This is a genomic window from Pseudomonas sp. S4_EA_1b (assembly GCF_016307435.1).
In the GTDB taxonomy this organism is placed as follows: Bacteria; Pseudomonadota; Gammaproteobacteria; order Pseudomonadales; family Pseudomonadaceae; genus Aquipseudomonas; species Aquipseudomonas rhodesiae.
Genome location: NZ_JAEILC010000026.1, coordinates 93,366 through 107,493, shown reverse-complemented (window position 1 = coordinate 107,493; position 14,128 = coordinate 93,366). Strand labels below are relative to the sequence as shown.

The window sequence follows — 14,128 nt, the reverse complement described above, 5'->3', positions numbered from 1 at the left end:
CCCTTTCTCTCTTCAAATCGCCATCAATCGGCCCAGACCATTGAGCAAGCGCTCAAGCGCGCCCTGGTTGGCCTGCATCACCTTGAGCCCCGCCTGCGCCATCTTGCGGGCATCCTGGGGCAGCTCGAACAACTGTCGCACGGCTTCGGCCAACCCTTCGGCATCATCCACTTCGCGCAACGCACCGGCTTCGCGCATCATCGCGGTGATTTCGAGGAAGTTGAACACATGCGGCCCCATGATCACCGGCAGCGCCAACGCTGCCGGCTCCAATGGGTTGTGCCCTCCGGTCGCCACCAGGCTACCGCCGACGAAAGCGCTGTCGGCCAGGGCGTACAGAAACAGCAACTCCCCCATGGTGTCGCCCAGCAGCACCGATGTCTGCGCCGTGACGGGCTCGCCGCTGGAGCGCCGAACCGTGGCGAAGCCTTGCTGCTGGCATAGATCGAACATCGGCCCGAAGCGTTCCTGATGGCGCGGCACCAGGATCAACAACGCATTGGGGTAGCTGTCGAGCAGTTGACGATGGGCGGCAAGTACCACTTCATCTTCGCCGGCGTGGGTGCTGGCGGCGATCCACACCGGCCGCTCAGTGGCGCCCCATTGCGCACGCAGCGCGGCGGCGCGGGCCGGCAACTGCGGGTCGATGGTCAGGTCGAACTTGATCGAACCGGTCACTTCCACGGTCTCGGGGCGTGCGCCCAGGCTCAGGAAACGCTGAGCCTCGGCCTGCGTCTGCACGGCAAGCAGGCTCATCTCGGACAACATCGGTGCGGTCAACTTGGCGAAGCGCCCATAGCCCTTGGCCGAACGCGCCGACAGCCGCGCATTGGCCAGCGCCACCGGAATGCCGCGTTGGGCGCAGGCGTGAATATGGTTGGGCCACAGCTCGGTTTCCATGATCACCGCCAGTTTCGGCTGCACGCGATCCAGAAAACGCTTGGCCGCGCACGGCACGTCATAGGGCAAATAGCAGTGCTGGATGCGCGGCTCATTGGCGAACAGGGCCTGGATACGCTCGGAGCCGGTGGGCGTCATGCAGGTGAGCGTGATCGGCAAGTCCGGATAACGCGCCAGCAACCCGCGCACCATGGGCGCGGCCGCGATGCTTTCGCCCACCGAGACGGCGTGCACCCAGATACCGCCCGGCTGCATCGCCGGCAAACCGTAGGAAAACCGCTCGCCCACGCGCTGGGCATAGGCCGGCGCCTTGCGCGCGCGCAGCCACAGACGTAAAGCCACCAAGGGCAGCGCCAGGTAAAACAGGCAGGTGTAGAGAGTTCTATTCATGGCGGCGGAGTTTATCGGCTTTTTCAGTCGATCGCCCGCAGGCACTCGGCAAAACGTTCAGCGAGAAATCTCGCGGCGGGCCCCAGGGGTTCATCGCGCCGCCAGACCAGCTCCACCACCAGCGCCGGCGGGGTCCATTCACTGTCGAGTTCGACCATCAGGTTCTGATACGCGGGGTATTGCACCACATGCCGGGGCAGCCAGGCCCAACCCAGGCCACGGATCAACCATTCGGCCAGCACGTAGAAGCTGTCGGCCCGCCAGACCTGCGGGCTGGCGGCTTCACTGCCGGGGTAGACACTGGTCTGGGTCGACATCAGCAACTGACGGTATTGCGCCAGGCCCTGACAATCCACGCGATTCTGCGCCGCCAGCGGGTGGTGGCGCCCGCAGACCGTGACCATCTCCACACTGCCCACCACGCGGCGCTCCAGCGCTTCGGGAATTTGATCGTGATAGAACAGCATGCCCAGGTCAGCCTTGCGCTCCACCAATTTGCGTGCGACATCGCCCTGGGCTGCACTGGAAAGCTGCACTTCCAGATTGGGAAATTGCCCGGCCAAGGCGTCCAAGCTGTCGAGCACTGGCTGGTACAGCATGGCCTCGTCCTGAGCCAGGCGCAGGCAGGCTTCTTCGCCGCGCATCAATGACAAGGCACGGCCGTTAAGGCGTTCGCACTGGCGCAACACTTCCCGGGCCTCTTCGAGCAACACCGCGCCGGCTTCGGTCAGCCGCGGCTGGCGGCCGCTGCTGCGCTCGAACAAGCTCACGCCCAGGTCAGCCTCCAGCATTGCAATCCCACTGCTGACCGCCGACTGCGCCTTGCGCTGCCCCCGCGCCACCGCCGAAAAAGAACGCTGCTCGGCAACGTTCACAAATAAGCGCATTTGTTCCAGATTCCATTGAACGCTCATGGAGCAACCTATCTCTCATACTGATAGGTAATGACTTTACCCCATCTAAGCAGCCGCTAAAATGCCGGCCTATTGACCCGCCCTACGCCGAGGATTGACCTATGAATGCCGCCTACTGCTACCTGGCCATTGCCATCTGCTCGGAAGTGATCGCCACGGTATCCATGAAAGCCATTAAGGGCTGGAGCACGCCGATCCCACTGCTGCTGGTGATTGTCGGCTACGGCGTGGCGTTCTGGATGCTGACCCTGGTGGTGCGCACGGTGCCGGTGGGCGTGGCCTATGCCGTGTGGGCCGGGATGGGGATCGTGATGGTCAGCGTGGCGGCGCTGTTTATCTACGGGCAGAAGCTCGACCTGCCGGCGATGCTGGGCATGGGCCTGATTGTGCTGGGGGTGGTGGTGATTCAGCTGTTCTCGAAAACGGCTGGGCATTGAGTCGCGGCCAACGTGTCGCACTGATGAGGCAGCGCAGCGCGCTATACTACGCGCCCATTTCCAACGCAGAGGTCCCGCGCGCATGCCTATTTCCACCGACGTTCTGATTGTCGGCGCCGGGGTAGCCGGCCTCTGGCTCAACGCGCGCCTGCGCCGCCAGGGGTTTTCCACGGTGCTGGTAGAAAGCGCCACCCTCGGCGGCGGACAAAGTGTGAAGTCCCAGGGGATCATTCACGGCGGCGCCAAATACGCCCTGCACGGCGCCCTCACCGGCGCCTCCGAAGCCATCGCCGACATGCCGCGCCGCTGGCGCGAGGCCCTGGCCGGCAGCGGCGATCTGGACCTGTCCGGGGTGCGCGTACTGTCCCAGGCGCACTACCTGTGGTCCCCCGGCACCCTCGCCGGCAATCTCACCAGCTTCTTCGCCAGCAAGGCTGTGCGTGGCCGTGTGGATCAGGTCAAAGGCGACGATTTGCCGCCAGCTCTGCAAGACAAGCGCTTCAAAGGCAAGGTCTATCGCCTGGCCGAACTGGTGGTGGACGTGCCGAGCGTGATCGAGCGCCTGGCACAACTGGGCGGTGACAGCCTGCTCGCCGGGCAGCACATCGAACCGCTGCACGACGGCGGCACCTTGGTGGGCCTGAAGGTGGACGGCCGCGAGATTCGCGCCCAACGCATCGTATTGAGCGCGGGCGCCGGCACTGCCGACTTGCTCAGCGCCCTGGGCTTGAGCCAGCCGGCCATGCAGACGCGGCCACTGCATATGATCCTCGCCAAGGGCCCCGGCCTGAAGCCGCTGTATGCCCATTGCCTGGGCGGCGGCACCAAGCCGCGCCTGACCATCACCACGCACCCGGCCGCCAATGGCGAATGGGTGTGGTACATGGGCGGCGACATCGCCGAGGCCGATGGCGTGGCGCGCACGCCGGAAGCACAAATCGCCACAGCACAGAAAGAGCTGGCGCATTTGCTGCCCTGGATCGACATGCACCAGACCCGCTGGGCCACCCTGCGAGTCGACCGTGCCGAACCGCTGCAATCGGGCCTGAGCCGTCCCGACAATGCTTTCCTCGCCGAGCAAGGCCGCCTGCTGGTGGGCTGGCCGACCAAATTGGCCCTGGCGCCGGACTTCGCCGACCGCGTGCTGCACAGCCTGGAACGCGACGGCATCCGGCCAGGCCCCACGCAACCGCTGCCGGAACTGCCCAAACCCGCCCTCGGCGTACCCGTCTGGGAGGCCCTGTTGCCATGAGCCTGCCGACCCTGCACGACCTGCATCGCCCGCTGGGCAGCACCGGCCTGCTCGTTTCGCCGCTGGGCCTGGGCACCGTCAAACTGGGGCGCGATCAAGGGGTGAAATACCCCAACGGCTTTCAGATTCCAGGGGATGACGAGGCGCGCATGCTGTTGCGCCAGGCTCGCGAGCTGGGGATCAACCTGATCGACACCGCGCCGGCCTATGGCATGAGTGAAGAACGCCTGGGGCCGCTGTTGCGTGGTCAGCGCCAGGACTGGGTGATCGTCAGCAAGGTGGGTGAAGAGTTCGAAGCGGGTGTCTCCCGTCACGATTTCAGTGCAGCGCATACGCGCCTGTCGATAGAACGCAGCTTGAAACGACTTGAAACGGATTTTATCGACCTGGTGCTGGTGCATTCCGACGGCAACGACTTGCACATCCTCAACGACTGCGAGGTGTACCAGACCCTGGCGCAGCTCAAGCAAGAGGGCAAGATTCGCGGTTTCGGTTTCTCCGGCAAAACCGTCGAAGGTGGCTTGAAGGCCCTGGAGCAAGGCGACTGCGCGATGGTCACCTACAATCTGAACGAACAGGCCGAGAAAGCCGTCATTGATTATGCAGCGGCCCACGGCAAAGGCATCCTGGTCAAAAAAGCCTTGGCCAGCGGCCATGTCTGCCTGGAACCCGGAATGGATCCAATACGCGCCAGTTTCACGTTGTTGTTTGCGCAAACGGGCGTCGCCAGTGCTATTGTCGGGACCATTAACCCGCTGCACCTGGCCCATAACGTGGCGACCGCTGCCCAGGTCATTCGTCAACGCTGATGCCGCCCACGCGGCCGACCCCGTCGCAAGAAGGAGCCGACATGCCGCGCACGCTCATAAGAAAAAACCCCAGCAACTTCAAGACACTGCCGCTGCACGTTGAAGCCACCCCCGAAGGCCTGAGTTACCAGAGCGTCGGCATGCCGCTCAACTTCGCCCAGACCCTGCAACGGCGCAAACCGGTGGATGTGCCGGACGCCGAGCGCTTCGCGGTGGAGCTGGCCAACCTTGGGGTCTCGGTGCGTCTGACCTTGCACTGGCAGAACCGCGATTATTGGGTGCTGGTGCGCCAGCGCCGCCAGGACCGGGGCGACGTGGTGCTCAAGCTGATTTCCGGCTACGTCCCGGCTCACGAATTGAACCTGCCGCTGCACACCGCCATCCAGGAAATCGCCGAAGAGTGCCTACTGGAAACCCCCGAAGGCTGGCTCGGCGGGCGCTTCAACGATACCTGGCTGCCGGCGCCCTACTCCGCCGCCCTGCATTACCGCGAGGCGCTGCCGTTTCGCCTCAGCCCGCTGTCCGGCGCCGCGCGCCCGGTCCGCTGCGCCACCACCCAGTTGATCGAACGCCCACGGGCTTATGTGCACCTGCCCACCGCTTCGCTGCAATTGATTTACGACCTGCGCCTTGAAGTGCCCAAGGAGGCAAAGTCCCTGAGCCTGTTCCATGTGGATGAACGCCTGGAAGGCGACCAGCTGGTGGCGCGCCTGGACCGTCAACGCCCGGACTTGTACCTGATGCCACTGAAAGACGGTCAACCACTGGCCGAGTTGTACACAGTCAAGAAAGACCAACTGCACCCCGCCAGCACACGGGGCCTGTTCCTGGCGGAGAGCTTCGCCCAGCAGGACGGCTGGGTGGTGCGAGAAGAGCGGATTCGCTGGAAGGATTGGCTGCGCCAGCAAGGGCTGGCGCAGCCGGAGAAAGAGTCGAAACTCAAACGCCTGACTGGCAGGGCGCGGCAGATGCTGGGCAAGATTGTGCCGAGGAAAAAGGCCAGCCGCTAATCAAGCAATTAGCGCACTGGCCTCAGGATTCAGCCGTTAAGCAGGCGCTGCAAACCGACCTTCAGCGGCGTGGGTTCAGGCAGGGTGAAGCTGGCCAGCAGCCGCTGGTTGTTCGCCCGCGAATGTCGGATATCTCCCGAACGCGCTGGCCCGTAAGTCACGGCGGGCAACGAGCCCACCGCTTCTTCCAATGCCTGCAAGACCTGCTTGAGGGTCGTGGTGCGGTTCCAGCCCACATTGATCGCACCCAGCGGCGCATCCGGCGCTTCGATGGCCTGCACCAATACGTCCACCAGGTCTTCCACGTACATGAAATCGCGAGTCTGCTCACCATCGCCGAACACGCTGATGGGCAGACCCTGCTGGGCACGTTCGCAGAAGATGCTGATTACGCCGGAGTACGGCGAGGACGGGTCCTGACGCGGCCCGAAGATATTGAAGAAACGGAACATCACCGGCTCCAGACCATGCTGGCGACGGTAGAAATCAAAGTAGTATTCGCCGGCCAACTTGTCGGACGCGTAGGGCGTCAGCGGCGCCTTGGTGGTCTCTTCGTCGATCGAGGCCCCTTCGCCATTGTTGCCATACACCGCCGCGCTGGACGCAAACACCACGCGTTTGACCCCGGCCTTGCGCATGGCTTCGCACACATTCAAGGTGCCGACGAAATTGCTCTGGTGCGTGCTGACCGGGTCGTCCACCGACGCCTGCACCGAGGCCACGGCGGCCAGGTGCACGACCGCCGTCGCGCCGAAGGCAGCCTGACCAACCAGTTCGGCGTCGGCCACATCGCCTTCGAGCAGCTCCACGCGCGGATTGTCCAGGGGCAGGTTGCTGCGTTTGCCGGTGGACAGATTATCCAGCACCCGCACGGCATAGCCTTTAGCAAGCAGTGCATCGACCAGATGCGAGCCGATAAAGCCCGCGCCCCCGGTGATCAAAACCAACGGTTCAGCCTTATTCATTGTTGCGGATCTTCTCGACGATTGCCGTGGTCGAGCTGTTCTCCACCAGGCCCAGCACTTTAACCGTACCGCCGTAGGCGCTGACGATATCGGCGCCGACCACCTGATCGACGGAGTAGTCACCGCCCTTGACCAGCACATCGGGTTTGACCTGGGCCAACAGATTTTCAGGGGTCGCTTCAGGGAAGCTGATCACCCAGTCCACTGCGCCCAAACCGGCCAGAACCGCCATGCGCCGGTCGACGCTATTGATCGGACGGCCGGGGCCCTTCAGACGGCTGACCGACGCATCGTCATTGACCGCGACGATCAGACGATCGCCTTGGGCGCGGGCCTGCTCCAGGTACGTCACATGACCGGCGTGGAGGATGTCGAAGCAGCCGTTGGTGAACACAATGCTTTCGTTGTGGGCACGGGCGTCGTCAATCGCCAGCAGCAATTGCTCGATGCTCAGCACACCGCGCTCCGAGCCTTCGGAACGCTGGATCGCGCGACGCAATTCCGGAGCACTGATGGCCGCGGTGCCCAACTTGCCAACCACGATGCCCGCCGCCAGATTGGCCAGGGCCACCGCGTGGGGCAGTTCTTCGCCAGCGGCGATGGAGGCGGCCAGGGTGGAGATCACTGTGTCGCCGGCGCCGGTGACATCGAACACTTCACGGGCACGCGCCGGCAGATGCATCGCCGGGTGGCCCGGGCGCAGCAGGGTCATGCCGTGCTCGCCACGGGTGACCAGCAAGGCGCCCAGATCAAGGTCGGCCATCAGCGTGGCGCCCTTGCTCACCAAGTCGTGCTCATCGGCACAACCGCCGACGATAGCTTCGAACTCGCTGAGATTCGGCGTGATCAGGCTGGCACCTCGATAAATCGAGAAGTCCTTGCCCTTGGGATCGGCCAATACGGGGATGCCCTTGGCTTTGGCGGCCTGGATCAGCATTTGGTGGTTCTTCAACGCGCCTTTGCCGTAGTCGGACAGCACCAGCACCTTGATGCCTTCGAGCAGTTCGTCGACCTGACCGCTGAGGGCCAGGGCGTCGGTGGCGAAGGGCTCTTCGAAATCGATTCGCAGCAACTGCTGGTGACGGCTCATGACCCGCAGCTTGACGATGGTCGGCTGATGGGCGATGCGCTGGAACAGCGCACGCACGCCGGCACCGCGCAGGCTGTTGGCCAGGCTGTCGGCGGCTTCATCGTCGCCGGTCACACCAACCAGCGAGGCCGGAGCGCCGAGGGCGGCAATATTAAGGGCAACGTTGGCAGCGCCACCTGGACGGTCTTCGATTTGCTCGACCTTGACTACCGGTACCGGTGCCTCAGGGGAAATCCGTGAGGTACCACCATGCCAGTAACGGTCGAGCATGACATCGCCGACCACCAAGACAGGGGCTTGATCGAATCGCGGCATGGACAACTTCATGGAGCAACCCACATACAAAATGAACAGGGGCGCGATATTAGCACAGGGTTACAGCAGGCTTGTGGGGGGTGTGACAGAAGATGGTATGGCGAGGGAGCGCACTCCCCCGCCATCGTCAGCCGTAGCGCAGGCGGGCTTAAGTGATATCCGCCGAGACCGGGGCATCCAGGCCCATGGCATGCAGACGGGCGTAATAGCCGTTCTGGGCCAGCAACTCGGCATGGGTGCCGCGCTCGACGATCCGACCGTCGTCCATCACCAGAATCAAGTCGGCCTTCTCGATGGTGGACAGACGATGGGCGATCACCAGGGTGGTGCGGCCCTGCATGACTTTGTCCAGCGCGCCCTGGATATGCCGCTCCGATTCGGTGTCGAGGGCCGATGTGGCCTCATCCAGAATCAGCAATGGCGCGTTCTTCAACAAGGCACGGGCAATTGCCAGACGCTGGCGCTGGCCGCCGGACAGCAGCACACCGTTTTCACCCACCTGGGTATCGAAGCCTTTGGGCAACTGATCGATGAAGTCCTTGGCATAGGCATCCGCCGCCGCCGCTTCAACATCGGCCCGTGGCGCGCCGGCCAAATCGCCGTAGGCGATGTTGTTGGTGACGGTGTCGCTGAACAGGGTTACGTGCTGAGTCACCTGGGCGATGTGCTTGCGCAGGTTGAGCAGCTTGTAATCTTCGATCTCTACGCCGTCGAGCAGGATTTCACCGCTTTCATGGTGATAGAAACGCGGGATCAGGCTGGCCAGCGTCGATTTGCCGCTGCCGGAACGTCCCACCAGGGCAACCATCTGCCCAGGCTCCGCGGTAAAGCTGATGTCCTTGAGCACATGGCGATCGGTGCCTGGGTAAGTGAAGTTCAGCTGACGCACTTCCAGGCGGCCGCTGACCTTGTCACGCTCGACAGTACCGCGGTCGACTTCCGGTGTTTCGTCGAGCTGTTCGAAAATGCTCTCGGCACCGGCCACGCCTTTCTGGATGGTCGAGCTGACTTCCGACAGTTGGCGGATCGGCTTGGGCAACAGACCGGCCAAGGTGATGTAAGCCACCATGTCGCCCGCCGACGCATCGCCACGCAGGTACAGCACCAGGAACATCAACACGGCCATGGCGGTGTAGATCACCAGTTGCAGCGCCGGTGTATAGATCGCCCCGGTGCGGGTCATGCGCAGTTGCTTGTCGGTGTTGCTCTGGCTGGCCTTGAGGAAACGCTTCTCCTCGTAGACCTCGCCGCCGAAGCTGCGCACGACGCGGTAACCCTGGATAGTCTCAGAAGCCACATGGGTCACATCGCCCATGGCGACTTGGATCTTCTTGCTCTGCTTGCGGAATTTTTTGCTGGCCGTGCTGACCATCACCGCGATCAACGGCAGGATGGCGATCATCACCAACGTCAGGCGCCAGTTCATGAACAGCAGGGAGGCGAACAGGAAGATCACCGTCATGCCTTCGCGGATCACCACCTTGATCGCGTCTGTCGCCGCACCGGTGACCATGGTCACGTTGAAGGTGATGCGAGAGATCAGGTGCCCGGAGTTGTGGTTGTCGAAGTAGCGGTTGGGCAGCGTCAACAGGTTGTTGAACAGCTGCACCCGCAAGTCGTGAACCAGCCCCAGAGAGACCTTGGCCAACAGATAGTTACCCAGAAAAGACCCCAGGCCCTGCCAGGCCGCGATCAGGATGATCAGCAGCGGCACAGCCTGCAGCAACTGCAGGTCACGCAGGAACGGAACGCTGGGGAACAGCACGGCTTCCGGGTTGGAAAGGCCATCGACAAAATATTTGAGGATGTAACCCAGCATCGGCTGAGTCGACGCGAAAATCAGAAATCCGACGATACTCAGCGCGAACAAACCCGCGTAGGGCTTCACATAGCTGAGCAGGCGGAAATATATTTTCAAGCTCGAAGGGCTTGCGCTCGGACTGGAGTCGGTCATATCACGCGGCGTTTTAAAAAAGGAGGCTGACTTTAGCACAGCTTCTCTGTTGTACTTGCACCCGGCATGACCCAACGCTTAGCCGGCCTCAACCGGCGACATTATATAGCCACTACTTTAAGATGGTCGGCTTTCTCTTTCTGGAATGGCTTTTTGTATGCACTCCAAACGCCTCAGCTATGGCGCAAATCGCGTTTTCGACTTCCTGGTCCTATGGATTCTGCCCATAGGCTTATTGCTGCTTTTGAGTTCGCTGTTCTTCGTGACCAATCGCAATGTGCTGCACAAGCTCTACTACGGCCTTTTCAGCGCGCCGACCTTGCTGTTGCTGTGCCTGCGCCCCAGGGAAATCAAGGAATTATTGCGCGAGCCGCTGGTGATCGCCTTTCTGGTGTTTTGTGCGTGGGCGTTGACCAGCCTGTTATGGAGCCCGGAGCAACACCCTGACACCGACCTGTTCAAACGCCCCCTGCATACCTTCATGCTGTTCGCCGGCTGCGGGCTGTTGCTGCATTACCGCAATGAACTGTTCAAGCCGATTTTTTTCAGTGCGGCGGTGATCGCACTGGTGGTGTGCCTGTTCAATCTGGTGGCATTCATCAAGGGCTTCGAGCCGGGCATGCGTATGATCGGCGGCCGCGGCGCCCTGGATAACCCGCTGCTCAGTTCCCATGTATTCGGTTTCTTCTGCGTCTATTGGTTGTATGTCTGCGTAACCACCCAGCGCTTGCACGTCCTGTGGTTCAGCGTACCGGCCATGGCGATCATGACCGCGGCGGTCCTTGCAACCGGTTCGCGCACGCCCCTGGTGGCCCTGACTCTGACCATCCTGTGGATAACCTTTGTCAGCCGCAATCGCCGTTCGGCCCTGCTGATTGCGGGCTTGGTGGTGGGCGCTGCAGGTCTGTTGCTGATCTATCCGGAGCTGATCACCAGCCGTGGCAGCTCGTTCCGCTTTGAGCTGTGGAGCATGTCCCTGCAACGCATTGCCGATCACCCTTGGATCGGCCACAGCTACGATTCAGAGCTATACCTGACTCTGGCCGATGGCAACGAGCTGCGCGAACCCCACAGTTTTGCCTTGGGCGTGCTGTATTACGTAGGCATCATCGGCTTTATCCCATGGATTTTCATGCTCGCCTGGGGCCTTTTCAAAGGCTTCAAGCAACGGGCGCAACCGCTGTTTATTCTGGCTTCGTCCCTGTTGATGTACGGCATTGGTGCCGGCCTGACCGAAGGCGGGGGGATTCTGTCCCGCCCCAAGGAGCACTGGTTCCTGCTCTGGATCCCACTGGCAATCATCGCGGGCTTGAGCGTTGCCCAGCGGCGGCGCAGCGTACTGAGCATGCCGGTGCAATCCCTGAAAACCGAAACCTTCGAGCAACTGTGCAGCGATGCTCACGTCATCGAAGCAGACGGCCTCGGCCCGAAAGTCCTGCGCTTGGCTGATGGGCGTTTCCTCAAGGTTTTCCGCCCACGCCGCTGGTACACCTCGGGCAGTTTCAACCCCTACTCCGAGCGTTTTGCCAGCAACGCGGAACAATTGCGCGCCATGGGCATACCCACACCGCAGATTCTTGGCGTGTATGGTCTGAGCGATGGCAGCAGCGCCGTCATTTACTCACCACTGTCCGGTTTGACTCTGCGCCAGGCGCTTCAAAGCCTGGACAGCAGCCTGCGCGAATCCCTGATTGAACGCTTCGGCCAGTTCATGGCTCAACTGCATGAACGCGGCGTGTATTTCCGTTCATTGCATCAGGGCAACGTGTTGCTGATGGATGATGGGGAGTTCGGCCTAATCGACATTGCTGACCTGCGCATATTCCCTTCGCCGCTGCGCAACGCCTTGCGACAACGCAACCTGCGGCACATGCAACGCTATCCGCAGGACCGCGCCTGGCTGTTCGAGACACACTTTGAGCAACTGGCCAAGGGTTACGCATCCGTTGCGGGGCAGGCCGCCACCGCAACAATCCGTGCCCATGTATTGAAATTGGCGAGTCCAGCCGCCTGAAAAAAAGGCGACTATCGTTGCCGATAGTCGCCTTCTTCGACGCTTAGCCTTTGAGCGGCGTCAGGTACAACCGAACCAGACCGCGCCAGGTCTTGCGCCCCCAGAACTTCAACGGGATCTGCTTCAGAATCTCCCGCGCCAACGCGCGATCACGGTTGGCCGTCTTCAGGAACATCGAGTTCAGAAAGTTGTAACGCACCGCGTCGTACTCAGGGTGATCACTGAACTTGGCGTACGTCTTGAGAATGTTCTGGATCATGTAGCGGTGATTCTTGTAGGTGTTGCTGGCGTGTTGCCGATACCGCGCCATTACCACATCAAGGGCATCAATGGTGTAGCCCGCAGCGGTGATCTTCAGTTGGATCAGCAGGTCTTCCAACGGGATCAGCGGGTCGAAGCCACCGACTTCCTCCAGCGCTTCGCGGCGGATCAGCATGGTCGGCGCCGGCGGGAACGGTTTGCGATCCATGAACATGTCGTCGAAATCCAGGCTGCGAAACGGCACATCGCGACGCTGTTTTTTCTCCGGATGCAGATTACCGTCGCCATCGATCAGCTCGATGTTGCCAGCGCAGATCCCCACTTTCGGCTTGTCCTGCATGTACGCGACCTGAATCGCGATGCGCTCCGGCAGCATGATGTCGTCGGAGCCGAACGGGGCAATCAGGCTGCCCTTGGCACGCGCGATGGCGCCATTGAGGGTGGCGGTCAGCCCCTGGTTCTGCTGCACCTGGAAATCAAAACCGTGCTCGGCCTGCAGGCGACGGATGCGCTCAACGCTGTCGTCCTTGGAACCGTCATCCACCACCAACAGCTCGATATTGGGGTATGTCTGGCCGAGCACGCTGAGGATGCTCTCTTCGATATAACGGCCATGGTTGTAGGACGCGATAATCACCGAGACCAGGGGTTGCTGCTGAGTCATGCTCTTCCTACTTCCTTTAAGCCGGTGTCGATCAGGTTCAGGTATTTCTGTTGGAATTCGGCCAGGGCGTGGTTTTGTTCCAAGTAACGGAATACCTGTTCGCCCTTGGCACGCAGTTGTTCGTCGCTCATTGCCAGGTAAGTGTCCAGGGCGGCCGTCAGTTGCTCGACATTGCCAGGCTCATGGGACAAACCGCCCGCCCCTTGCACCAACGGCAGCATGGCCGGGCCATTGGACGCAATGACCGGCAAGCGCCCGCTCATGCCTTCCAACAAGGCAAGACCAAGCCCCTCCATCAATGAAGGCATGGTCCAGATATCGAACGCACGCACGTATTGCAGACCATCCTCGCGAAAACCCAGCAAGTGCGCCCGCCCTGTGAGGCCGAGGCGCTCGATATCTGCGCGCAGGTCGCCCTCGGCACGGCCAGAGCCGATGATGCCGACCTGGGCGTTAGGGTATTTGTCCTTGAGACGAGCGAAAGCCTGCAGCAGATGCGTATGCCCTTTGATCGGCACCAGGCGCCCCAGCGCGCCGATGATGCGCGCATCCTGGGGTAGCCCGAGGGCCTCACGCGCCTGCACGCGAGGCAGCTGCAAGGCTTCGGCCTGGGGGATGTCGATCGCATTGGTGACGAAGGTGGTGTTCTGGTGAGTAAAGCCGCAATTAAGCCCTACCAGATAATCCCTGACCGCCGCCGACACCCCGACAAAACGCCAGGCCGGACTCACCAGCCGACGCGTCTGGCGCCGGCGATACGCCCGTTCATACTCGCCAAACCCGTGGGAGATGCCGATGCACAGCGGAATTTTCAACCATCGGTTGAGCGACAGCATCATGTTCACCGACTTGAAGCGGTTACAGATGACCACGTCGAACTTCTGCTCTCGGCAATATTTGTAGATTTGCCACATCGCGCCCAGACGTATGCCCTTGAGGGCCTTGTCCGGAAACTCGAAATACTTGGAGTGATCGGCCACGCTCAGCGGCTGGCCCGGTTGCGGCCGCCCACTGAGAAAGGCCGAGGTGACCTCGAAACGCTCAACCGGCAACGACTTGACGATCTGCTCACCGAGATCGGCGAAGTCATGGATCTTGACGTTGTAGTCCGGCTGCAATTGCAAAACCTTGAAACGAGGTTTCATATCACTCC

The 14,128-nt window shown here is 61.7% G+C and carries 12 protein-coding genes; 5 read left to right on the top strand and 7 right to left on the bottom strand.

The genetic code is table 11. The annotated features are described in order from the left end of the window. Window positions 1-12 precede the first annotated feature (12 nt). Window positions 13-1,290 carry a lipid IV(A) 3-deoxy-D-manno-octulosonic acid transferase gene (gene waaA, locus YA0848_RS09340; RefSeq protein WP_034095576.1) on the bottom strand — a complete coding sequence of 426 codons (1,278 nt, stop codon included), beginning with the start codon at window positions 1,288-1,290 and terminating at the stop codon, window positions 13-15. A gap of 23 nt (window positions 1,291-1,313) precedes the next feature. Continuing rightward, window positions 1,314-2,204, bottom strand: a complete 891-nt coding sequence (locus YA0848_RS09335; protein WP_034095575.1) for a LysR family transcriptional regulator — start codon at window positions 2,202-2,204, stop codon at window positions 1,314-1,316. A 101-nt stretch (window positions 2,205-2,305) separates the two neighbouring features. Here YA0848_RS09335 and YA0848_RS09330 point away from each other — a divergent pair, with 101 nt between their 5' ends. The 4 genes from YA0848_RS09330 (at window position 2,306) to YA0848_RS09315 (ending at window position 5,712) form a co-directional block, all read left to right on the top strand. Next, on the top strand, window positions 2,306-2,641 hold the full coding sequence (locus tag YA0848_RS09330) for a DMT family transporter (RefSeq protein ID WP_034095574.1): 336 nt from the start codon (window positions 2,306-2,308) through the stop codon (window positions 2,639-2,641). A gap of 82 nt (window positions 2,642-2,723) precedes the next feature. Next, window positions 2,724-3,893: an NAD(P)/FAD-dependent oxidoreductase gene (locus YA0848_RS09325; RefSeq protein ID WP_169902935.1), complete on the top strand. Its 1,170-nt coding sequence runs from the start codon at window positions 2,724-2,726 to the stop codon at window positions 3,891-3,893. Further along, on the top strand, window positions 3,890-4,702 hold the full coding sequence (locus tag YA0848_RS09320; protein ID WP_169902937.1) for an aldo/keto reductase: 813 nt from the start codon (window positions 3,890-3,892) through the stop codon (window positions 4,700-4,702). The genes YA0848_RS09325 and YA0848_RS09320 overlap by 4 nt, the downstream gene beginning before the upstream one ends. A gap of 41 nt (window positions 4,703-4,743) precedes the next feature. Further along, on the top strand, window positions 4,744-5,712 hold the full coding sequence (locus tag YA0848_RS09315) for a hypothetical protein (RefSeq protein WP_034111491.1): 969 nt from the start codon (window positions 4,744-4,746) through the stop codon (window positions 5,710-5,712). Window positions 5,713-5,741: 29 nt separating this feature from the next. Here the strand turns inward: YA0848_RS09315 and YA0848_RS09310 are convergent, their stop codons facing one another. The 3 genes from YA0848_RS09310 to msbA all read right to left on the bottom strand — a co-directional run bounded on the left by YA0848_RS09310 (window position 5,742) and on the right by msbA (window position 10,036). Then, window positions 5,742-6,677 carry an NAD-dependent epimerase/dehydratase family protein gene (locus tag YA0848_RS09310; RefSeq protein ID WP_034095570.1) on the bottom strand — a complete coding sequence of 312 codons (936 nt, stop codon included), beginning with the start codon at window positions 6,675-6,677 and terminating at the stop codon, window positions 5,742-5,744. Further along, window positions 6,670-8,094, bottom strand: a complete 1,425-nt coding sequence (hldE, locus tag YA0848_RS09305) for a bifunctional D-glycero-beta-D-manno-heptose-7-phosphate kinase/D-glycero-beta-D-manno-heptose 1-phosphate adenylyltransferase HldE (RefSeq protein ID WP_034095569.1) — start codon at window positions 8,092-8,094, stop codon at window positions 6,670-6,672. The genes YA0848_RS09310 and hldE overlap by 8 nt, the downstream gene beginning before the upstream one ends. 136 nt (window positions 8,095-8,230) lie before the next feature. Beyond that, window positions 8,231-10,036: a lipid A export permease/ATP-binding protein MsbA gene (msbA, locus tag YA0848_RS09300; protein WP_034095568.1), complete on the bottom strand. Its 1,806-nt coding sequence runs from the start codon at window positions 10,034-10,036 to the stop codon at window positions 8,231-8,233. 157 nt (window positions 10,037-10,193) lie between these two features. Here msbA and YA0848_RS09295 point away from each other — a divergent pair, with 157 nt between their 5' ends. Next, window positions 10,194-12,050, top strand: a complete 1,857-nt coding sequence (locus tag YA0848_RS09295; protein WP_169902941.1) for a bifunctional O-antigen ligase/aminoglycoside phosphotransferase family protein — start codon at window positions 10,194-10,196, stop codon at window positions 12,048-12,050. A 43-nt stretch (window positions 12,051-12,093) separates the two neighbouring features. Here the strand turns inward: YA0848_RS09295 and YA0848_RS09290 are convergent, their stop codons facing one another. Together YA0848_RS09290 and YA0848_RS09285 are read right to left on the bottom strand one after the other, a co-directional pair. Next, window positions 12,094-12,975, bottom strand: coding sequence for a glycosyltransferase (locus YA0848_RS09290; protein ID WP_169902942.1), 882 nt, complete (start codon window positions 12,973-12,975; stop codon window positions 12,094-12,096). After that, window positions 12,972-14,120, bottom strand: coding sequence for a glycosyltransferase family 4 protein (locus YA0848_RS09285; protein ID WP_034095565.1), 1,149 nt, complete (start codon window positions 14,118-14,120; stop codon window positions 12,972-12,974). The genes YA0848_RS09290 and YA0848_RS09285 overlap by 4 nt, the downstream gene beginning before the upstream one ends. Window positions 14,121-14,128: the final 8 nt, after the last annotated feature.

Coding starts and splice junctions, on each gene's coding strand:
- YA0848_RS09285 (WP_034095565.1), bottom strand. CDS start 14,120: ATGAAACCTCGTTTCAAGGTTTTGCAATTGCAGCCGGACTACAACGTC.
- YA0848_RS09290 (WP_169902942.1), bottom strand. CDS start 12,975: ATGACTCAGCAGCAACCCCTGGTCTCGGTGATTATCGCGTCCTACAAC.
- YA0848_RS09295 (WP_169902941.1), top strand. CDS start 10,194: ATGCACTCCAAACGCCTCAGCTATGGCGCAAATCGCGTTTTCGACTTC.
- YA0848_RS09330 (WP_034095574.1), top strand. CDS start 2,306: ATGAATGCCGCCTACTGCTACCTGGCCATTGCCATCTGCTCGGAAGTG.
- YA0848_RS09335 (WP_034095575.1), bottom strand. CDS start 2,204: ATGAGCGTTCAATGGAATCTGGAACAAATGCGCTTATTTGTGAACGTT.
- msbA (WP_034095568.1), bottom strand. CDS start 10,036: ATGACCGACTCCAGTCCGAGCGCAAGCCCTTCGAGCTTGAAAATATAT.
- waaA (WP_034095576.1), bottom strand. CDS start 1,290: ATGAATAGAACTCTCTACACCTGCCTGTTTTACCTGGCGCTGCCCTTG.
- YA0848_RS09320 (WP_169902937.1), top strand. CDS start 3,890: ATGAGCCTGCCGACCCTGCACGACCTGCATCGCCCGCTGGGCAGCACC.
- YA0848_RS09315 (WP_034111491.1), top strand. CDS start 4,744: ATGCCGCGCACGCTCATAAGAAAAAACCCCAGCAACTTCAAGACACTG.
- YA0848_RS09325 (WP_169902935.1), top strand. CDS start 2,724: ATGCCTATTTCCACCGACGTTCTGATTGTCGGCGCCGGGGTAGCCGGC.
- YA0848_RS09310 (WP_034095570.1), bottom strand. CDS start 6,677: ATGAATAAGGCTGAACCGTTGGTTTTGATCACCGGGGGCGCGGGCTTT.
- hldE (WP_034095569.1), bottom strand. CDS start 8,094: ATGAAGTTGTCCATGCCGCGATTCGATCAAGCCCCTGTCTTGGTGGTC.